Genomic DNA, 19,763 nt, shown 5'->3' with positions numbered 1-19,763 from the left:
TGAAATGTGCGGTGCCCCGCGGGAACTCCCCGCGGGGCACCGCTCGTTCCATCTTCAGCCGCCCGATCCCCGCGGCGAAGACGCACCTTGACTGCTCAACACAGTGAAAGAGAACGGAACGCCTACCGGAACGCCCCCAGTTCGGAGGCGTACGGAGGTTCGGCGCCCGCCCGGGAGCAGGTGATCGCGGCAGCCCGCGCCGCGAACCCCAGCAGCCGTGTCCAGTCCTCGGCGCCCAGTCCCAGGAGCGCCTCGGCGGACAGGGCGTCCTGGGCTTCCAGTCCGTGCAGCAAGGCCGCGTTCACGGTGTCGCCCGCACCGATCGTGTCCACGACGTCGACCTTCTCGCCCGGCGCGGAGTGCACCCCACCGCCCCGGGTGTAGGCGGTCAGCCCGTTCCCGCCGTGAGTGATGACGACGGCCGCAGGTCCCGCGGCCAGCCACTCATGAGGGGTGCCGCCCAGCCACAGCGCGTCCTCCTCGGAGAGCTTGAGCAGAGACACCGAGGGCAGCCAGCTCTTGAACCGTGCCCGGTAGCCGTCCGGGTCCGGGATCAGCACCGGCCGGATGTTCGGGTCGAGTGCGGTGAACACCCCCCGCGCCGCCGCGGTGCGCATCAGCTCCTCGTAGGCACTCGCTCCCGGTTCCAGGACGAGTGAACAGGTACCGAAGGACACCGCGCGAGTGGCGGCAGGGAGCTTCGGCGGTGCCGTGAAGAGCCGGTCCGCGGTGCCCTCCACATAGAAGGAGTAGGCGGCCGAGCCGTCGGCGTCGATGGTGGCGACCGCGAGCGTGGTCGGCTCCGCGCCGCGCTGCACGGCCGAGACGTCCACCCCGGCCTCCCGCAGCCCGTCGAGCAGGGCCTCGCCGAAGGCGTCGTGGGAGGTGCGGGAGCAGAAGGCGGTCGAGGAGCCGAGGCGGCCGAGGGCCACGGCGGTGTTGTAGGGGCCGCCGCCGAGCGCCGGCTTCAGGCCGGCCAGGGCGCCCGTGCCCTGCGGTACCAAGTCGATCAGGGCCTCACCGGCGACGACGATCACGAGACGGTTCCTTTCACGGACGTCAGGGACTGAGTGGGACTGTCCAAGGCCGAGGGCTCGGCCCTGCCACCGGGTTTCCCGGCCCCGGCCGGCTGCTCGTGCTGCACCGGCTGCTCGCGCTGCACCGGTCGCTCCGCCCCCGCCGGATCACCGGACCGCACGGATTGCTCGGGCCCCCGGGGCTGTTCCTCGCAGCCGCACGAGGTTCGATGGACGAACGCGCACGGGAGTCGCCGGGTCCTGGCAGGCCGGTCCGGCGAATCGAGTCGGTCCAGCAGCACACGAACCGCCTGCGCGCCGATGTCCTTGCTGGGCTGGGCGATCGCGGTGAGCCGGGGTGAGAACAGATCGGCCCAGGCGAAGTCGTCGAAGCAGCACAGCGCGATGTCGTGGGGCACGGACAGACCCCGGTCACGCAGGGCGCGCAGGGCGCCGATGGTCATCGCGTTGTTGGCGGTGACGAGTGCGGTGGGCGGCGAGGGGAGCGACAGGAGTGCGGCCGTGGCCCGTTCGGCGCCGGCCGACGCGGAGTCGCCGTGTACGACGAGGTCCCCGTCGTACCCGACCCCGGCGGCCGCCAAGCCGTCCCGGTAGCCGGAGAGGCGCTCGCTGGTGGTGCTGAGTCCTGGCAGCCCGGCGACCAGCGCGATCCGGCGGTGACCGAGGGCGGCGAGGTGGGTGACCAGCTGCGCCATGGGCTCGGCACTTTCGGCGCAGACCTGGTCGAACCCCGTCGAGTCGTCCCCCGAGCTGCCGACCACGCGGTCGAGAAGGACGGTCGGCACCTTGTGGCGCTCCAGATAGGCGATCAGTTCGCGCGGATCGGCCGAGGGAGCGACGATCATGCCGTCCACACGGCGTTCGTGGAGCAGCTGGACGACCTTGCGCTCATGTTCCGGATCGTCGTGCGGGTCGGCTATCAGCAGGCTGTAGCCGTGTTCCAGGGCGGCGGCCTCGACGCCCTGGAGTATCTCCGTGAAGTACGGGTTGCTGATCGCCGACACCGCCAGCCCTATGGACCGCGTGCGAGATGTCACGAGAGAACGAGCGAGGGTGTTGGGGGTGTACCCGAGTTCCTCCATCGCGTCCAGCACCGCCTGGCGCGTGTGGGGCAGCACCGGCCGGGTGCCGTTCAGCACGTGCGAGACGGTTGCCACGGACACGCCGGCGCTCCGCGCGACGTCGGCCATGGTTGTCATCGTGGTCCCCTCCCGTCTCCGCCCGCACCACGTCCTTCCCGGGGGTGCCATGGGCCTTCTGGCCGGGAAGGTATCTCATTGAGAGCCGGACGTAAACGTTTGCGCAATCGTTTACGTCGACGGTGCGGCCTCTGGGCTCCGGCTCTCCTACGAGGAGGAGAGGAGAGAGACCGCCGAGGCGAGGGGGTTGCGTGAGGCCACGGGAGGGTGCCGGCGGAAGGCCTCGGGAGAAGAAGGCCTCAGGAGAGGAAAGCCTCAGGACGGGAAGGCCTCAAGGGAGGAAAGCCTCACGGGAGGAAAGCCGCAAAGGAGGATGCTCACTCCCAGTCCCACCCGATGCCCACGATGCCCGTGCGCACTCGTGGCTCCACGAGGTGCACCGAACGGTGCAGCCCGCTGAGGGCCAGCGCTTGGCGTCCGCTGCGGGGCGCTGCCGGGGAGTGCTGGGAGAAGCGGTGGCACCGGACCGGGAGGGTGTTCTCGGCGAAGCGGACCTGCAGGGCGTACTGACCGCCCGCGAGCGGGAAGCCGCGGGCGTACTCGCGGGACACGTCGGCCGTGCCGTCCTCGACGGCGTAGCGGAAGAGGTAGGTGTCGCCGGCCCGCAGCCGTGTGCCGAAGAGCAGCTCGGCGACGAGCACACCGGTGTCGTGGTGCCGGCGGATGCGTCCCGTGCGGCAGTTCTCCAGGGCGTGCACCGCCATGCGTTCCGGTACGCATCCCGGGTCTCCGTGGTGGACGGCCACGAAGCGGTCCACGCCGTCCCTGTGGGCCCGAACGATGTGATGCGACTCGCGTCCGGCGAGTTCGCGGAGGGCGCCGATGCGTACCCGCTCGTGGTGGGCGAGCGTGTGCACGCCGCTGTCCACCGGACAGTCGAGGTCGGCGAGCAGCTGCTCCAGGACGCCCGAGGCTTCCACCAGGGAACGGTAGGAGCGAGCTGCCGGCCGCTGAAGGGCCGTGTGGTCGTCGGGGTCCTCGAGCAGCCGGATCAGTGACTCCTCCGGCAACTGGAGAATCTCCTCCAGCGCCCGTACGGCTCGCAGTGACTCCGGTCGCTGCGGCCTGCGGGCCCCCTGCTGCCAGTAGCTCAGGCTGGTGACGCCGACCTTCACTCCGCGGCGGGACAGATGGTGCTGCACACGCTGCAGCGGCAGTCCCCGGGCGGCTATCGCCGCGCGCAGAGCGACGTGGAAGGGGCCGCCCCGCAGGGCCGTGTCCAGTTCCGCGGTGGCTGGGGCGGGGATGTCCGCGTGCTGAGTGGCGTGCGGCATGCAGGGGCCTTTCTGTGGTGTTCACAACGGCTGGTCGGACCGTTCGCGCGGCTGCTCGGGGCCACCCCGTGGGCGCGGCAGAGGTTCTTCACGTCCGTACGCCGTCGTTCACGGCCCCGAGTTCCTCCGCATTGAAGCGTGTTGACCAATCCCCGACAACACCTGATGCCCAACGCGAAGCAGGTCTGGCCGAGTCCTGATGCCGTCGTGCGAGCGACCTTCTCTAGCGGCCCCGCACGTCAGGGTGTTGCGCGTACACGGCTGCGCGCATCGCAGGTCGGTCCGTGGGGTGGGCTGTGCGGTAGCGCGAGCGGCGTCGAGACGCTGTGCGTGACGAGGGGTGCGAGCGCCACCGGCCCCACTTACGGATCACCTCGCCCCTCGATGTCGGCCTGCTCACACCGACGTCGGGCACCCGGTCCCACGGCACCGGGTTCTCACGGGCGCGGGTGCGAGGGGCCGCAGCCGCACGGGTGAGCCACAGGGGCCGCGCCGGGGGGCAGGCCCGCACCGGTGCTCATGGTTGTCCACAGCCTCGTCGGACTGTCAGCCCTCGCCAGTAGGGTGTGAGACATGGCCGACCCCTCCAGCTACCGCCCCAAGCCGGGACAGATCCCGGACTCTCCCGGGGTGTACAGGTTCCGTGACGAGCACCGCCGGGTGATCTACGTCGGAAAGGCGAAGAGCCTGCGCCAGCGCCTGGCGAACTACTTCCAGGACCTGGCGGGCCTCCATCCGCGCACCCGCTCGATGGTCACCACGGCCGCCTCCGTGGAGTGGACCGTCGTGTCCACGGAGGTCGAGGCACTGCAGCTGGAGTACTCCTGGATCAAGGAGTACGACCCCCGGTTCAACGTCAAGTACCGCGACGACAAGAGCTACCCGTACCTCGCGGTGACGATGAGCGAGGAGTTCCCGCGCGTGCAGGTGATGCGCGGTCACAAGAAGAAGGGCGTCAGGTACTTCGGTCCGTACGCGCACGCGTGGGCGATCCGTGACACCGTCGACCTCCTCCTGCGCGTCTTCCCCGTGCGCACCTGCTCGGCCGGCGTCTTCAAGAACGCCCGCCGGACCGGCCGCCCCTGCCTGCTCGGGTACATCGGCAAGTGCTCCGCCCCCTGCGTGGACCGCGTCTCCCCCGAGGAGCACCGGGAACTGGCCGAGGAGTTCTGTGACTTCATGACCGGCCGCACGGGCACCTACCTGCGCCGCCTGGAGAAGCAGATGACGGAGGCGGCCGAGGAGATGGAGTACGAGCGGGCGGCCCGCCTGCGCGACGACATCGAGGCCCTGAAGAAGGCCATGGAGAAGAACGCGGTCGTGCTCGCCGACGCGACCGACGCCGACCTCATCGCGGTCGCCGAGGACGAGCTCGAGGCGGCCGTGCAGATCTTCCACGTCCGCGGCGGGCGGGTGCGCGGACAGCGCGGCTGGGTCACGGACAAGGTCGAGGAGATCACCACCGGAGCCCTCGTCGAACACGCGCTCCAGCAGCTCTACGGGGAGGAGACGGGGGACGCCGTACCCAAGGAGGTCCTCGTCCCCGCCCTGCCCGACCCGCTGGAGCCCGTGCAGGAGTGGCTGTCGGGGCGCCGAGGTGCCAACGTGTCGCTGCGCATCCCGCAGCGCGGCGACAAGCGCGCCCTCATGGAGACCGTCGAGCGCAACGCCCAGCAGGCCCTCGTGCTGCACAAGACCAAGCGTGCCTCCGACCTGACCACGCGATCGCGCGCCCTGGAGGAGATCGCCGATGCCCTGGACCTGGACAGCGCCCCGCTCAGGATCGAGTGCTACGACATCTCCCATCTGCAGGGTGACGACGTCGTGGCCTCCATGGTCGTCTTCGAGGACGGGCTGCAGCGCAAGAGTGAGTACCGCCGTTTCCAGATCAAGGGCTTCGAGGGGCAGGACGACGTCCGCTCCATGCACGAGGTGATCACCCGCCGCTTCAAGCGCTACCTCGCCGAGAAGGAGAAGACGGGGGAGTGGACCGACGGTGAGGGCGCCCTCTCCGACACCTCGTCCGCCCCGCTCACCGACACCTCCGAGGCCCTCACGGAGGCCGGCTCCGCCCCTCTCACAGCCGGGCTCAAGGACGACGACGGCCGTCCCAAGCGCTTCGCCTACCCGCCGCAGCTCGTCGTCGTCGACGGCGGCCGGCCGCAGGTCGCCGCCGCCCGGCGGGCCCTCGACGAGCTCGGCATCGACGACATCGCCGTCTGCGGCCTGGCCAAGCGCCTGGAGGAGGTCTGGCTGCCCGGCGAGGACGACCCGGTCGTGCTGCCCCGTACCAGCGAGGGTCTCTACCTGCTCCAGCGCGTCCGCGACGAGGCCCACCGCTTCGCGATCACCTACCAGCGCACGAAGCGGGCCAAGCGCTTCCGGTCGAGCCCGCTGGACGAGGTCCCGGGCCTCGGGGACACCCGCAAACAGGCGCTGATCAAGCACTTCGGTTCGGTGAAGAAGCTGCGATCCGCGACAATCGAGGAGATCTGTGAGGTTCCCGGCATAGGTCGCAAGACGGCCGAGACCATCGCCGCGGCCCTCGCCCGGGCGGCCCCGGCCGCACCCGCCGTGAACACGGCGACAGGAGAGATCATGGAAGACGAGGACTCCGCGACGACGGCGGAGACCTCGGGGGAGCCCGTGTCCGCGGGCGCCCCGGACGAACGACGGGGGCAGGAGAGATGAGCGAGCACGAGACACAACCCACGGCCGAGCGAGATCGCCGCGCCCGGGAAACCCACCAGGAGACCGGCGAGGACCTCACCCGGCAGGACACACGCCAGGAAGACGGAGCACAGGTGAGTACGGGCATCGAGGCAGCCGGGGCCCCCGAGGCGACCATCCCCGAGCTGGTGATCATCTCCGGCATGTCGGGGGCGGGCCGCTCGACGGCCGCGAAGTGTCTGGAGGACCTCGGCTGGTTCGTCGTCGACAACCTCCCGCCGGCGCTGATCCCCACCATGGTGGAGCTGGGTGCCCGTTCCCAGGGCAACGTGGCGCGGATCGCGGTCGTCGTCGACGTCCGTGGCCGTCGCTTCTTCGACAACCTGAGGGAGTCCCTCTCCGACCTGGACACCAGGGGCGTGACACGCCGGATCGTCTTCCTGGAGTCCTCCGACGACGCCCTGGTGCGCCGCTTCGAGTCGGTGCGTCGTCCGCACCCGCTCCAGGGGGACGGCCGGATCGTCGACGGCATCGCCGCCGAGCGCGAGCTGCTGCGCGAGCTGCGCGGTGACGCCGACCTGGTGATCGACACCTCCAGCCTGAACGTGCACGAGCTGCGGGCCAAGATGGACGCCCAGTTCGCGGGCGAGGAGGAGCCCGAGCTGCGGGCCACGGTCATGTCCTTCGGCTTCAAGTACGGCCTTCCGGTCGACGCCGACCTGGTCGTGGACATGCGTTTCCTGCCCAACCCGCACTGGGTCCCGGAGCTGCGCCCCTTCACCGGCCTCAACGAGGAGGTCGCGGCGTACGTCTTCAACCAGCCCGGCGCGAAGGAGTTCATCGACCGCTACGCCGAGCTGCTCCAGCTGATCGCGGCCGGATACCGCCGCGAGGGCAAGCGGTACGTGACGATCGCGGTCGGCTGCACCGGCGGCAAGCACCGCTCGGTCGCCACCTCGGAGAAGCTCGCGGCACGCCTTGCCTCCCAGGGCGTGGAGACCGTGGTCGTGCATCGGGACATGGGACGCGAATGACGGGACGTACTCCGCGGCTGAGCAGGCTGCGCCGCGCGTTGCCCGAGTCGCGCGCCGACCGGCCCGCCGAGACCCGTGGCGGCCGGCCGCGCCGCCGGGGCACCCAGCCCAAGGTCGTCGCCCTGGGCGGCGGCATGGGTCTGTCCGCCTCGCTCGCCGCGCTGCGCCGGATCACCGGCGACCTCACCGCCGTCGTCACCGTCGCCGACGACGGCGGATCCAGCGGGCGCCTGCGGGACGAGCTGGGCGTGCTGCCGCCCGGCGACCTGCGCAAGGCGCTGGCCGCGCTGTGCGGCGACGACGACTGGGGCCAGACCTGGTCCCGCGTCATCCAGCACCGCTTCCACTCCCAGGGCGACCTGCACGACCATGCGGTCGGCAACCTGCTGATCGTCGCCCTGTGGGAGCAGCTCGGCGACCACGTCCAGGCCCTCGACCTGGTCGGCAGGCTCCTCGGGGCGCATGGGCGTGTGCTGCCCATGTCCGCCGTGCCCCTGGAACTGCAGGCACTGGTCAAGGGGCACGACCCCGACCGGCCCGAGGACGTCGACACCGTGCGCGGCCAGGCCACCGTCGCCCTCACCCCCGGCGAGGTGCAGTCGGTGCACGTCGTGCCGCACGACCCGCCGGCCGTGCCGGAGGCCGTCGCCGCCGTCCGGGACGCGGACTGGGTGGTGCTGGGACCGGGGTCGTGGTTCTCCTCGGTCATCCCGCACCTGCTCGTCCCCGAACTCCTGGACGCCCTCACCGAGACGAAGGCGCGCCGGGTACTCTCGCTGAACCTCGCCCCGCAGCCGGGAGAAACCGAAGGCTTCTCCCCGCAGCGTCATTTGGAGGTTTTGGGACGACACGCCCCTAAACTCGCCCTGGACGTGGTGCTGGCCGACGAGGCCGCCGTGCCGGACCGGGATGTGCTCACCGAGGCCGCCAAGCGGCTCGGTGCCGCGGTCGAGCTGGCGCCGGTGGCCCGGACGGACGGGACGCCCCGGCACGACCCGGAGCTGCTCGCCGCCGCGTACGACCGTATTTTTCGGATGCATGGAAGGATCGGCCCATGGCGATGACGGCAGCGGTGAAGGATGAGATCTCCCGGCTTCCCGTCACCCGGACCTGCTGCAGAAAGGCGGAGGTCTCCGCCATTCTGCGGTTCGCCGGCGGCCTCCACCTGGTCAGCGGACGCATCGTGATCGAGGCGGAGCTGGACACCGCGATGGCGGCTCGTCGGCTCAAGCGGGACATCCTGGAGATCTTCGGTCACAGCTCCGAGCTGATCGTCATGGCGCCGGGCGGGCTGCGCCGCGGTTCGCGCTACGTCGTGCGGGTGGTCGCGGGCGGTGATCAGCTGGCCCGCCAGACCGGTCTGGTCGACGGGCGCGGCCGCCCGATCCGCGGCCTGCCCCCGCAGGTGGTCTCCGGGGCGACCTGCGACGCCGAGGCCGCCTGGCGCGGAGCCTTCCTCGCCCACGGCTCGCTCACGGAGCCCGGCCGTTCCTCCTCCCTTGAGGTGACCTGCCCGGGCCCCGAGGCCGCGCTCGCCCTGGTCGGTGCCGCGCGCCGGCTGTCGATCGCGGCCAAGGCCCGTGAGGTGCGCGGCGTGGACCGCGTGGTCGTCCGCGACGGCGACGCCATCGGCGCCCTGCTGACCCGACTCGGGGCACACGAGTCGGTGCTGGCCTGGGAGGAGCGCCGGATGCGCCGCGAGGTCCGCGCCACGGCGAACCGGCTCGCCAACTTCGACGACGCCAACCTGCGCCGCTCCGCCCGCGCGGCCGTCGCGGCCGGGGCCCGCGTCCAGCGCGCCCTGGAGATCCTGGGCGAAGAGGTCCCCGAGCACCTCGCCGCCGCCGGACGGCTGCGCATGGAGCACAAGCAGGCCTCCTTGGAGGAGCTGGGCGCGCTCGCCGACCCGCCGCTGACCAAGGACGCCGTCGCCGGCCGTATCCGCCGACTGCTCGCCATGGCCGACAAGCGCGCCCAGGACCTCGGCATCCCCGGTACGGAGGCCAACCTCAGCGAGGAACTCGCGGACAACCTCGCCGGATGATGTGACGTCAACAAATCGGTGCCGGTGTCCACTTGGGGCATCGGCACCGGTGTTTGTCAGTCTTTGCGCCGCTCTTGACTGGGCGTGATGTTGGCATGAGCCTGGCAGTCATTCGTCACTGTGGCGAATCACTGCTAGGGGGGTTCATGAGACCCAGAGCGAGATCGATCCTCGCTGCCGGCGCGCTCCTCATAGGTGGAGCGAGTATCGCACCCATCGCCCAGGCACAACCGGGAAGTTCACAAGAAACCGACCCGAACGAAGTCAAGGTCTTCCGCGCCGAGGTCACCAAGAAGCAGGTACCCCTGCTGCTGGCGGCCGGCCAGGACGGCCACGAACTCAGCGAGCGGGCGCCCGAGAAGGGCAAGGCCACCGTCGAGGTCTACCTCACCGACGACCAGGCCGAGAAGCTGGAGAAACAGGGCGTCGAGCTCACCGAGCACAACCTCTCCGCCAGGGCGCAGGCCCGTACCGAGAAGGCCGCGGAGGGCGTGTACCGCCCGTACAGCGGCAGCGGGGGGCTCAAGGAGGAGATGGTCCGGGCCGGGCAGGACAACCCCGGCCTCACGAAGGTCGTCTCCATCGGCAAGACGGTGCGCGGCCAGGACATCCTGGCGCTCAAGCTCACCAAGAACGCCAAGAAGACGAAGGACGGCGCCAAGCCGTCCGTCCTCTACCTCTCCAACCAGCACGCGCGCGAGTGGATCACGCCGGAGATGACGCGGCGTCTGATGCACTACTACCTGGACAACTACAAGACGGACAAGCGGGTCAAGAAGATCGTCGACTCGACCGAGCTGTGGTTCGTCATCTCGGCCAACCCCGACGGCTACGACCACACCTTCCAGGACCCCGGCAACCGCCTGTGGCGCAAGAACCTGCGCGACAACAACGGCGACGGGACCATCAGCACCGGCGACGGCGTGGACCTCAACCGCAACTTCCCCTACAAGTGGGGCTACGACGACGAGGGTTCGTCGCCCAACGCCACCAGCGAGACCTACCGCGGCGCCTCCCCGGGCTCCGAGCCGGAGACGAAGGCGCTCGACGCCTTCCAGCGCCGTATCGGCTTCGAGTACGGCATCAACTACCACTCCGCGGCCGAACTCATCCTCTACGGCGTCGGCTGGCAGGTGGCGACCGAGACCCCGGACGACGTCCTGTACAAGGCGCTGGCCGGCACACCGGAGAACCCCGCGGTCCCCGGCTACCACCCGCAGGTCTCCTCGGAGCTGTACACGACCAACGGCGAGGCCGACGGACACGCCTCGAACGTCAACGGCATCGCGATGTTCACGCCCGAGATGTCGACCTGCCAGACCGTGTCGAACCTCGACCCGAACGACCAGTGGAACGCGGCCGACTGCCAGTCGGTCTTCAACTTCCCGGACGACGAGAAGCTGATCCAGCAGGAGTTCGCCAAGAACGTCCCGTTCGCGCTCTCCGTGGCCGAGTCCGCCAAGCACCCCGACCAGCCGTCGTCCGCGGTCGGCCTGAAGGCCGCCGACTTCACGCCGGCCCCGTTCACCACCTCGTACTCGCGCGGCGCCGACCAGGAGGTCTCCGTCGTCGTACGCAAGTCCGTGCGCGACAAGGAGCTCAAGTACCGCGTCAACGGCGGCCGTACGGAGGACATGCGGCTCAGGCCCTTCAAGGGCGGTGAGAGGTACGGCGGTGAGGACAACCTCTACTTCGACGAGTACCGCGCCAAGGTCGCCGACGGCGACCCGGGCGACAAGGTCGAGGTGTGGTTCACCGGCGAGACCAGGAGCGGGAAGAAGGTCTCCAGCGAGCACTTCACGTACACGGTCGCCGAACGTCCGCGCGCGGACGTCCTCGTGGTCGCCGAGGAAGGCGCCGGCGCCCCCCACGCGCAGAAGTACGTGGACGCGCTCAAGGCCAACGGCCACCGGGCGATCGTCTGGGACGTCGCCGCTCAGGGCGCGCCGGACGCGCTCGGCGTGCTGAGCCACTTCGACACCGTCGTCCACTACACCGGCGCGAACACCCCCGGCAACGCCACTCAGCTCCAGCTGCGGGCCCACCTCAACGAGGGCGGCAAGCTGATGGAGGCGGGCGAGCAGGCCGGCGGCAACGTCGACCTCGGCGGCGGCACACTGTCGAACGACTTCAGCCAGTACTACCTGGGCGCCTACACCCGCACCGCGCTCTCCGGCGCCACCGGTTTCACCGGCTCCGGCAAGCTCGGCGGTTTCACGGGAGCGCTCGGCGAGGCCACGGGCAACCCGCTCGACAAGGCCGGGAACTACAGCCTCACCTCCGACCAGCTGCCCGCAGACAAGTACCCGCAGTTCGCCGGTGCGGGCGCGGGCCAGTTCGCCGGGACCGCCAATCCGTACGGTCCGTACGCCGGTTCCTGGATGGCGGCCGCCGTGCACACCGACGACGCCTGGAAGCGGCTCACCAGGACCGTCGACCTCACCGGTGTGACCGCGGCGCAGAAGCCCACGCTGCGTACCCAGCTGCTGTGGGACGTCGAGCCCGGCTACGACAACGTCCTGATCGAGGCCCACACCGGGGCCGACGACTGGACGACGCTTCCCGAGCTGGGCGGCGCCAGCAGCAACAGCGTGCCGGCGGAATGCGAGGCCGGGTTCTACATGGCGGAGCACCCCTGGCTCGCGCACTACCTGACGCAGTCGGCCGCGGGCTGCACGGCGTCCGGCACCAGCGGTTCGTGGAACGCCCTCACCGGCGCCTCCGCGGGCTGGAAGCAGGTCGAGTTCGACCTGAGCGCGTACGCCGGCAAGTCGGTCGAGATCTCGATCAGCTACGTCTCCGACCCGGGCTTCGGCGGACGCGGCGTCCTCGCCGACCAGGCCTCGCTCGTCGTCGGCGGCACGGCCACCGAGACGGAGGGCTTCGAGACCTCGCTCGGCGCCTGGAGCGTGACCGGACCGCCCGCGGGCAGCCCGGCCGTCCTCAAGAACTGGGCACGCACCGGAGCGCTGTTCCAGACGTACGGTGCGGTCACCACGGACGACACCGTGCTGCTGGGCTTCGGCCTCGAACACCTCACCTCGGCGGCGGACCGAAAGGCGCTCATCGGAAAGGCCCTCGACTCACTTGACGACTGACACGCCGAGGTCAACTTCGCACCACGCAAAGTGACCGAATCGAGTGACCCGGGCTTCCGGGCGGGGCGGTCCGTACCCCTACTGGCGGGTACGGACCGCCGTGCCGTCTATGAGGCATCTGGATGTCACTACGGCGGCCTCAGAGAGGTAGGGTCGTAGGCGGTCGGGGACATCCCAAACAGAGCTCGCCGGCACCGCATGGCCGGCGTACCAACGAGGAGATCGGTTCGTGACGATCCGCGTAGGCATCAACGGCTTCGGTCGTATCGGTCGCAACTACTTCCGCGCGCTGCTGGAGCAGGGCGCTGACATCGAGATCGTGGCTGTCAACGACCTGGGTGACACTGCGACCACGGCTCACCTGCTGAAGTACGACACCATCCTGGGCCGCCTCAAGCAGGAGGTCACCCACACCGCCGACTCGATCACCGTCGACGGCAAGACCATCAAGGTCCTGTCCGAGCGCAACCCCGCCGACATCCCGTGGGGCGAGCTGGGCGTCGACATCGTCATCGAGTCGACCGGCATCTTCACGAAGAAGGACGACGCCGCCAAGCACATCGCCGGCGGCGCCAAGAAGGTCCTCATCTCGGCTCCGGCCTCCGGTGAGGACATCACCATCGTGATGGGCGTCAACCACGACAAGTACGACGCGGCGAACCACCACGTCATCTCCAACGCCTCCTGCACCACGAACTGCGTGGCGCCGATGGCGAAGGTCCTCGACGAGAACTTCGGCATCGTCAAGGGTCTGATGACGACGGTGCACGCGTACACGAACGACCAGCGCATCCTGGACTTCCCGCACAAGGACCTGCGCCGCGCCCGTGCCGCCGCCGAGAACATCATCCCGACCACCACGGGTGCCGCCAAGGCGACCGCGCTGGTCCTGCCGCAGCTCAAGGGCAAGCTCGACGGCATCGCGATGCGCGTCCCGGTCCCGACCGGCTCGGTCACCGACCTCGTCCTGGAGCTCGGCCGCGAGGTCACCAAGGAAGAGATCAACGCCGCCTTCCAGAAGGCCGCCGAGGGCGAGCTGAAGGGCATCCTCGAGTACACCGAGGACCCGATCGTCTCCTCCGACATCGTCAACGCCCCGGCGTCCTGCACCTTCGACTCCTCCCTGACCATGGTCCAGGAGGGCAAGAACGTGAAGGTCATCGGCTGGTACGACAACGAGTGGGGCTACTCCAACCGCCTCGTCGACCTGACGGTCTTCGTCGGTAACCAGCTCTGATATCCAGAGCAGGCACATTGTTGTGAGTGCAGGGCTCGGGCGGCGCAGGGACGCGCCGTCCGAGCCCTGACTCACGTGCAGGTCAGACCTGTTGGATCACGAGCGTTTCCGAGCGATCACGAGCCCTTCTCAGGAGTCCCCTTCATGAAGACGATCGACGAACTTCTCTCCGAAGGCGTCGCAGGCAAGCGGGTCTTCGTCCGCGCCGACCTGAACGTGCCGCTGGACGGCACCACGATCACCGACGACGGCCGTATCCGCGCCGTGCTGCCCACCGTCAAGGCGCTGGCCGAGGCGGGCGCCCGCGTGGTCGTCGCCTCGCACCTGGGCCGCCCCAAGGGCGCCCCGGATCCCGCCTTCTCCCTGGCCCCGGCCGCCGCCCGCCTCGGTGAACTCCTCGGCGCCGAGGTCGGGTTCGCCACGGACACCGTGGGCGAGTCCGCGCAGGCCACCGTCGCCGGCCTCGCCGACGGGCAGGTCGCGGTCGTCGAGAACCTCCGCTTCAACGCCGGCGAGACCAGCAAGGACGACGCCGAGCGCGGCGCCTTCGCCGACCAGCTCGCCGCCCTCGCCGACGTGTACGTCGGTGACGGCTTCGGCGCGGTGCACCGGGGGCACGCCTCGGTCCTCGACCTCCCGGCCCGTCTGCCGCACTACGCGGGCCACCTCATCGCCACCGAGGTCGGCGTCCTGAAGAAGCTCACCGAGGACGTGCAGCGGCCGTACGTCGTCGCGCTCGGCGGTGCCAAGGTCTCCGACAAGCTCGCCGTGATCGACCAGCTGCTCGGCAAGGCCGACCGTCTGCTCATCGGCGGCGGCATGGCCTACACCTTCCTCAAGGCCAAGGGCTACGAGGTCGGTATCTCCCTGCTGCAGGAGGACCAGATCCCGGCCGTCACCGAGTACATGGAGCGCGCCGAGAAGAACGGCGTCGAGATCGTGCTGCCGGTCGACGTCCTGGTCGCCACCGAGTTCCCGGACCTGAAGACCAAGGCCCCGGCCAACCCCACGACCGTCGCCGCGGACGCCATCCCCGCCGACCAGGAGGGCCTGGACATCGGTCCTGAGACCCGCAAGCTGTACGCCTCGAAGCTCGCCGACGCCGCCACCGTCTTCTGGAACGGCCCCATGGGCGTCTTCGAGCACCCCGACTACGCCGAGGGCACCAAGGCGGTCGCCCAGGCCCTCGTCGACTCCAAGGGCTTCACCGTGGTCGGCGGCGGCGACTCCGCCGCGGCCGTGCGCACCCTGGGCTTCGACGAGAACGCATTCGGCCACATCTCGACCGGCGGCGGCGCCTCCCTCGAATACCTTGAGGGCAAGACGCTCCCCGGCCTCGCCGCACTGGAGGACTGACCCTTTATGAGCACGCGCACGCCGCTGATGGCGGGCAACTGGAAGATGAACCTCAACCACCTCGAGGCCATCGCCCACGTCCAGAAGCTCGCCTTCGCCCTCGCGGACAAGGACTACGAGGCCGTCGAGGTCGCCGTCCTGCCGCCCTTCACCGACCTGCGCTCCGTGCAGACGCTGGTCGACGGCGACAAGCTGAAGATCAAGTACGGCGCCCAGGACATCTCGGCGCAGGACTCCGGTGCCTACACCGGCGAGATCTCCGGCTCCATGCTGGCCAAGCTGAAGTGCACGTACGTGGCCATCGGCCACTCCGAGCGCCGCCAGTACCACGCCGAGACCGACGAGATCGTCAACGCCAAGGTCAAGGCCGCCTACAAGCACGGCCTGACCCCGATCATGTGCGTCGGCGAGGAGCTGGACGTCCGCGAGGCCGGCAACGCCGTCCCGCACACGCTCGCCCAGGTCGAGGGCGGTCTGAAGGACCTGCCCGCCGAGCAGGCCGAGACCATCGTGATCGCCTACGAGCCCGTCTGGGCCATCGGCACCGGCAAGGTCTGCGGCGCCGAGGACGCCCAGGAGGTCTGTTCCGCCATCCGCGGCAAGATCGCCGAACTGTACTCGCAGGACGTGGCCGACAAGGTCCGCATCCAGTACGGCGGCTCCGTGAAGTCCGGCAACGTCGCCGAGATCATGGCGCAGGCCGACATCGACGGTGCCCTGGTCGGCGGTGCCTCGCTGGACGCCGACGAGTTCGTCAAGATCGTGCGCTTCCGCGACCAGTGAGTATGCGGTAGCGGCGATACGTCGTACCCTTGCGGGGGCATGGTGGCCTACCACCGTGCCCCCGTCGTCCGTACAAGTCCGAGGAAGTTGGTCCAGCCGTGGTTTTGGGGTTCTCGATCGCCCTGATCGTCTTCAGCCTGCTGCTGATGCTGCTGGTGCTGATGCACAAGGGGAAGGGCGGCGGTCTCTCCGACATGTTCGGTGGTGGCATGCAGTCGTCCGTCGGCGGCTCCTCGGTCGCCGAGCGCAACCTCGACCGGATCACCGTCGTGGTCGGTCTGCTCTGGTTCGCCTGCATTGTCGTGCTGGGCATCCTCATGAAGGTGAACAACTGACCGGCACGCACAATCCCTACGCAAGGCCCCATGTTCGGTACGCGCAGCTGAGCGCGGCCTATCATGGGGCTTGCGTCTTGGTGTGAGGGTTCTGTAACTCCAATCACTGGACGCGCGTTGGGCCTTACGTAGACTGAGGCGCTCGCGGCGAAGCGGAACGCCGACTCGCTTCGCGGCACCATCACGCAGGGAGTTACGACCGTGGCAAGTGGCAACGCGATCCGAGGAAGCCGGGTCGGGGCGGGGCCGATGGGCGAGGCCGAGCGCGGCGAGTCCGCGCCGCGTCTCCGCATCTCCTTCTGGTGCTCCAACGGGCACGAGACGCAGCCCAGCTTCGCCAGCGACGCGCAGGTTCCCGACACCTGGGACTGCCCGCGTTGCGGCTTCCCCGCCGGACAGGACCGGGACAACCCGCCGGACCCGCCGCGCACCGAGCCCTACAAGACGCACCTGGCGTATGTACGGGAACGGCGCAGCGACGCTGACGGCGAGGCGATCCTCGCCGAGGCACTCGCCAAACTGCGGGGCGAGATCTAGGAGTTGGGACCGGCCGGGTGCCTTCGGGTGTCCGGCCGGTCCTGTATGCGGCTCGGACTGCGGCGGACTCCCGCCGTCAGGCCGGTTGTCAGTGGTGCCCTCTACGGTTTGTCCATCGATCTTGTGCATCGGTGTCCGGAGGGGGAGTCATGGCGTCGGCTGAGGTGGTGGGTGCGCGTGCACCCGCTTGGCGTGGGGGATTCGGGCGGCTGTGGAGCGCGGCCGTGCTGTCCGGCTTCGGTGACGCCCTGCGTACGGCCGCCCTGCCGCTGCTGGCCGTGACGCTGACGGACCAGCCGTTGCTGATCGCCGCGGTCACCGCCTGCGGTTATCTGCCGTGGCTCCTGTTCGGGCTGCTCGGCGGCGCCGTGGCCGACCGGGTGGATCAGCGGCGCGCGATGTGGGCGGTGGACGCGTCACGGGGCCTGCTGATGGGTGCCTTCGCGGTGGCCGTCGGACTCGGCCACGCCTCGATCGGCCTCCTCATCGCGCTGGCCTTCGTCCTGACCGCTCTGCAGACCGTCTTCGACAACGCCGCCACGGCCCTGCTGCCCCACGTGGTGGATCCGAAGGCGCTGGGCAGCGCCAACGCCCGGTTGATGACCGGGCAGCGGATCGCCGGCGGGCTGCTGGGGGCGCCCGCGGTGCCACTGCTGCTCGCCGCGGGAGCGGCCGTCCCCTTCGCGGCCGACGCCGTCACCTTCGTGCTGGCCGCGGCGCTGATCGCCTCACTGCGGACCGCGGCGCCCGATCGGGCGCCGAAACAGGCAGGGAGCACCCTGCGCCGGGACATCGCGGACGGGCTGCGCACCCTGTGGCGTGACCGGGCGCTGCGCGGGCTGTGCGCCGCGACGGCTCTGTGCAACATCGGCATGGGGGCACTGATCGCCACCCTGGTCGTCCTGGTGACCGGATGGCTGGAGGCGGGCACCACCGGATTCGCCGTCGCGTCCACCGCGTACACCGTCGGCAGCCTGGCCGGGGGAGTCGGGAACCGGTGGGTCACCGCCCGGCTCGGACGGGCGCGGGCCGTGCTCCTCGCCGGATGCGTGCAGACCGGCGCCCTCGTCGTCATGGGCACGGTACGGAGCCTGACCGCCCTGGCGGCCGCCCTGGCCGTCTTCGGATTCCTGGGGATGGTGTGGAACATCAACACCACGACCCTGATGCAACAGCGCGCCCCCGTCGACATGCTGGGCCGGGTGAGCTCCGCCTTCCGGACGCTGGCCGTCGCCGGGGCCCCGCTGGGAGCCCTGCTCGGCGGTGCCGCCGCCACCGCCTGGGGCCCGAACGCCCCCGTCCTGCTCACGGCCGCCTTCTTCGTCCTGTCGGTCCTCGCGCTGATACCAGGCGCCGGATGGGACGTACCTGTTGTCGCGTCGCCCGCCGTTTCACCGGACGACGACGCGACGACAGCTCACGTCACCCGCTGATCAACTAGGTTGGAACAGCCCCATCAGGCACGAAAGAAGGCTGAAGTCGGACATGAACGCAGACGGTCGTACCAGGCTGAACCGGACGCCCCAGTGGACCGCGCTGGTCAGGCATCGCGAGGAGTTGGGCGAGGTCCAGCTGCGGGAGCTGTTCGCCGCCGACCCGGATCGCGGCGCGGGGTACACGCTGCGGGTCGGCGACCTGTACATCGACTACTCCAAGCACCTGGTCACCGATGAGACGCTGCGGCTGCTGCGCGAGCTGGCCGCCGCGACGGACGTCTTCGGACTGCGGGACGCCATGTTCCGCGGCGAGAAGATCAACACCACCGAGAACCGGGCCGTGCTGCACACCGCGCTACGGGCCCCGCGGGACGCGGTGATCGAGGTCGACGGAGAGAACGTCGTGCCGGGTGTGCACGCGGTGCTCGACAAGATGGCCGACTTCGCGGACCGGGTCCGCTCCGGCGCCTGGACCGGCCACACCGGCAAGCGCATCCGCAACGTCGTCAACGTCGGCATCGGCGGCTCCGACCTCGGCCCGGCGATGGCCTACGAGGTGCTGCGCAGCTTCACCGACCGCGACCTCACCGTCCGCTTCGTGTCGAACGTCGACGGCGCCGACCTGCACGAGGCCACGCGTGACCTGGACGCGGCCGAGACGCTGTTCGTGATCGCCTCGAAGACCTTCACCACCATCGAGACGATCAGCAACGCGACCTCGGCGCGCAACTGGCTGCTGGGCGAGCTCAAGGCGGGCCCCGAGGCCGTCGCCAAGCACTTCGTCGCGCTGTCGACGAACGGCGAGAAGGTCGCCGACTTCGGCATCGACACGGCGAACATGTTCGAGTTCTGGGACTGGGTCGGCGGGCGGTACTCGTACGACTCGGCGATCGGACTGGCGCTGATGATCGCCATCGGCCCTGACCGCTTCCGCGAGATGCTCGACGGCTTCCGGCTCGTGGACGAGCACTTCCGTACCGCCCCCGCCGAGTCCAATGTGCCGCTGCTGCTCGGCCTCCTGGGCATCTGGTACGGCAACTTCCACGACGCGCAGTCGCATGCCGTGCTGCCGTACAGCCACTACCTGTCGAAGTTCACCGCCTATCTGCAGCAGCTGGACATGGAGTCCAACGGCAAGTACGTCGGCCGGGACGGGCAGGAGGTCGACTGGCAGACGGGGCCGATCGTGTGGGGCACGCCGGGCACCAACGGACAGCACGCTTACTACCAGCTGATCCACCAGGGGACCAAGCTGATCCCGGCGGACTTCATCGGGTTCGCCGAGCCGGTGGCCGAGATGAGCGAGGAACTCAAGGGACAGCACGACCTGTTGATGGCGAACTTCTTCGCCCAGACGCAGGCGCTGGCGTTCGGCAAGACGCCGCAGGAGGTGCGTGCGGAGGGGGTGCCGGAGGAACTGGTGGCCCACAAGACGTTCAAGGGCAACCACCCCACGACCACCATCCTCGCGCGCGAACTGACCCCGTCGGTCCTCGGTCAGCTGATCGCGCTGTACGAGCACAAGGTGTTCGTGCAGGGCGCGGTGTGGAACATCGACTCCTTCGACCAGTGGGGTGTGGAACTCGGCAAGGTCCTCGCCAAGCGGGTGGAGCCGGCGCTGACCGAGGGCACCGAGGTGCCGGGTCTCGACGCGTCCACGAAGGCGCTCGTCGCCAAGTACCGGGAGCTGCGCGGACGGCGGTGACGCCGATACGGGAAGCGG

The 19,763-nt window shown here is 69.8% G+C and carries 15 protein-coding genes; 12 read left to right on the top strand and 3 right to left on the bottom strand.

The window, feature by feature from the left end:
• Positions 1–122: 122 nt before the first annotated feature.
• The 3 genes from ACWCPI_RS03065 to ACWCPI_RS03055 all read right to left on the bottom strand — a co-directional run bounded on the left by ACWCPI_RS03065 (position 123) and on the right by ACWCPI_RS03055 (position 3,510).
• Positions 123–1,037 (bottom strand): carbohydrate kinase family protein, encoded by a 915-nt coding sequence (locus ACWCPI_RS03065; protein WP_451036447.1) that lies wholly within the window; start codon positions 1,035–1,037, stop codon positions 123–125.
• Positions 1,034–2,236, bottom strand: a complete 1,203-nt coding sequence (locus ACWCPI_RS03060; RefSeq protein ID WP_451036446.1) for a LacI family DNA-binding transcriptional regulator — start codon at positions 2,234–2,236, stop codon at positions 1,034–1,036. Before ACWCPI_RS03060 ends, ACWCPI_RS03065 begins: the two co-directional genes overlap by 4 nt.
• Positions 2,237–2,553: 317 nt before the next feature.
• The gene (locus ACWCPI_RS03055; RefSeq protein WP_451036445.1) at positions 2,554–3,510 is read right to left on the bottom strand and encodes a hypothetical protein; all 957 of its coding nucleotides are present in this window, start codon (positions 3,508–3,510) and stop codon (positions 2,554–2,556) included.
• Positions 3,511–4,083: 573 nt separating this feature from the next.
• Between ACWCPI_RS03055 and uvrC the strand changes: the two genes are divergently transcribed.
• The 12 genes from uvrC to pgi all read left to right on the top strand — a co-directional run bounded on the left by uvrC (position 4,084) and on the right by pgi (position 19,745).
• Complete coding sequence (gene uvrC, locus ACWCPI_RS03050; RefSeq protein ID WP_451036444.1) at positions 4,084–6,201, top strand: excinuclease ABC subunit UvrC; 2,118 nt, start codon at positions 4,084–4,086, stop codon at positions 6,199–6,201.
• Positions 6,198–7,214 carry an RNase adapter RapZ gene (gene rapZ, locus ACWCPI_RS03045; RefSeq protein ID WP_451036443.1) on the top strand — a complete coding sequence of 339 codons (1,017 nt, stop codon included), beginning with the start codon at positions 6,198–6,200 and terminating at the stop codon, positions 7,212–7,214. The genes uvrC and rapZ overlap by 4 nt, the downstream gene beginning before the upstream one ends.
• Positions 7,211–8,278, top strand: a complete 1,068-nt coding sequence (locus ACWCPI_RS03040) for a gluconeogenesis factor YvcK family protein (RefSeq protein WP_451036442.1) — start codon at positions 7,211–7,213, stop codon at positions 8,276–8,278. Before rapZ ends, ACWCPI_RS03040 begins: the two co-directional genes overlap by 4 nt.
• Positions 8,269–9,258, top strand: coding sequence for a DNA-binding protein WhiA (gene whiA, locus ACWCPI_RS03035; RefSeq protein ID WP_190070616.1), 990 nt, complete (start codon positions 8,269–8,271; stop codon positions 9,256–9,258). The genes ACWCPI_RS03040 and whiA overlap by 10 nt, the downstream gene beginning before the upstream one ends.
• Before the next feature lie 146 nt (positions 9,259–9,404).
• A complete protein-coding gene (locus ACWCPI_RS03030; RefSeq protein ID WP_451036441.1) occupies positions 9,405–12,356 on the top strand; it encodes a M14 family zinc carboxypeptidase in 2,952 nt (983 codons plus the stop codon).
• A gap of 229 nt (positions 12,357–12,585) precedes the next feature.
• Entirely contained in the window at positions 12,586–13,593 is a 1,008-nt protein-coding gene (gene gap, locus ACWCPI_RS03025) for a type I glyceraldehyde-3-phosphate dehydrogenase (RefSeq protein ID WP_451036440.1), read from the top strand.
• Positions 13,594–13,737: 144 nt separating this feature from the next.
• A complete protein-coding gene (locus tag ACWCPI_RS03020; RefSeq protein ID WP_451036439.1) occupies positions 13,738–14,949 on the top strand; it encodes a phosphoglycerate kinase in 1,212 nt (403 codons plus the stop codon).
• 6 nt (positions 14,950–14,955) lie between these two features.
• Positions 14,956–15,732, top strand: a complete 777-nt coding sequence (tpiA, locus tag ACWCPI_RS03015; protein WP_451036438.1) for a triose-phosphate isomerase — start codon at positions 14,956–14,958, stop codon at positions 15,730–15,732.
• Between the two features lie 98 nt (positions 15,733–15,830).
• Positions 15,831–16,067: a preprotein translocase subunit SecG gene (gene secG / locus ACWCPI_RS03010; protein ID WP_031121198.1), complete on the top strand. Its 237-nt coding sequence runs from the start codon at positions 15,831–15,833 to the stop codon at positions 16,065–16,067.
• 201 nt (positions 16,068–16,268) lie between these two features.
• Positions 16,269–16,604: an RNA polymerase-binding protein RbpA gene (locus ACWCPI_RS03005; RefSeq protein ID WP_003957010.1), complete on the top strand. Its 336-nt coding sequence runs from the start codon at positions 16,269–16,271 to the stop codon at positions 16,602–16,604.
• Positions 16,605–16,753: 149 nt separating this feature from the next.
• On the top strand, positions 16,754–18,037 hold the full coding sequence (locus tag ACWCPI_RS03000; protein ID WP_451036437.1) for an MFS transporter: 1,284 nt from the start codon (positions 16,754–16,756) through the stop codon (positions 18,035–18,037).
• Positions 18,038–18,089: 52 nt separating this feature from the next.
• On the top strand, positions 18,090–19,745 hold the full coding sequence (gene pgi / locus ACWCPI_RS02995) for a glucose-6-phosphate isomerase (RefSeq protein ID WP_451036436.1): 1,656 nt from the start codon (positions 18,090–18,092) through the stop codon (positions 19,743–19,745).
• The last annotated feature ends 18 nt before the right edge of the window (positions 19,746–19,763 follow it).

The organism is Streptomyces sp. NPDC001920, assembly GCF_053594495.1.
This window is presented reverse-complemented; position numbering and strand designations above follow the sequence as displayed.

Bases quoted from the DNA above. Each gene is read 5' to 3' on its own strand.
- ACWCPI_RS03060 (WP_451036446.1), bottom strand. From the start codon at position 2,236: ATGACAACCATGGCCGACGTCGCGCGGAGCGCCGGCGTGTCCGTGGCA.
- ACWCPI_RS03055 (WP_451036445.1), bottom strand. From the start codon at position 3,510: ATGCCGCACGCCACTCAGCACGCGGACATCCCCGCCCCAGCCACCGCG.
- uvrC (WP_451036444.1), top strand. From the start codon at position 4,084: ATGGCCGACCCCTCCAGCTACCGCCCCAAGCCGGGACAGATCCCGGAC.
- rapZ (WP_451036443.1), top strand. From the start codon at position 6,198: ATGAGCGAGCACGAGACACAACCCACGGCCGAGCGAGATCGCCGCGCC.
- ACWCPI_RS03040 (WP_451036442.1), top strand. From the start codon at position 7,211: ATGACGGGACGTACTCCGCGGCTGAGCAGGCTGCGCCGCGCGTTGCCC.
- whiA (WP_190070616.1), top strand. From the start codon at position 8,269: ATGGCGATGACGGCAGCGGTGAAGGATGAGATCTCCCGGCTTCCCGTC.
- ACWCPI_RS03030 (WP_451036441.1), top strand. From the start codon at position 9,405: ATGAGACCCAGAGCGAGATCGATCCTCGCTGCCGGCGCGCTCCTCATA.
- ACWCPI_RS03020 (WP_451036439.1), top strand. From the start codon at position 13,738: ATGAAGACGATCGACGAACTTCTCTCCGAAGGCGTCGCAGGCAAGCGG.
- tpiA (WP_451036438.1), top strand. From the start codon at position 14,956: ATGAGCACGCGCACGCCGCTGATGGCGGGCAACTGGAAGATGAACCTC.
- ACWCPI_RS03000 (WP_451036437.1), top strand. From the start codon at position 16,754: ATGGCGTCGGCTGAGGTGGTGGGTGCGCGTGCACCCGCTTGGCGTGGG.
- pgi (WP_451036436.1), top strand. From the start codon at position 18,090: ATGAACGCAGACGGTCGTACCAGGCTGAACCGGACGCCCCAGTGGACC.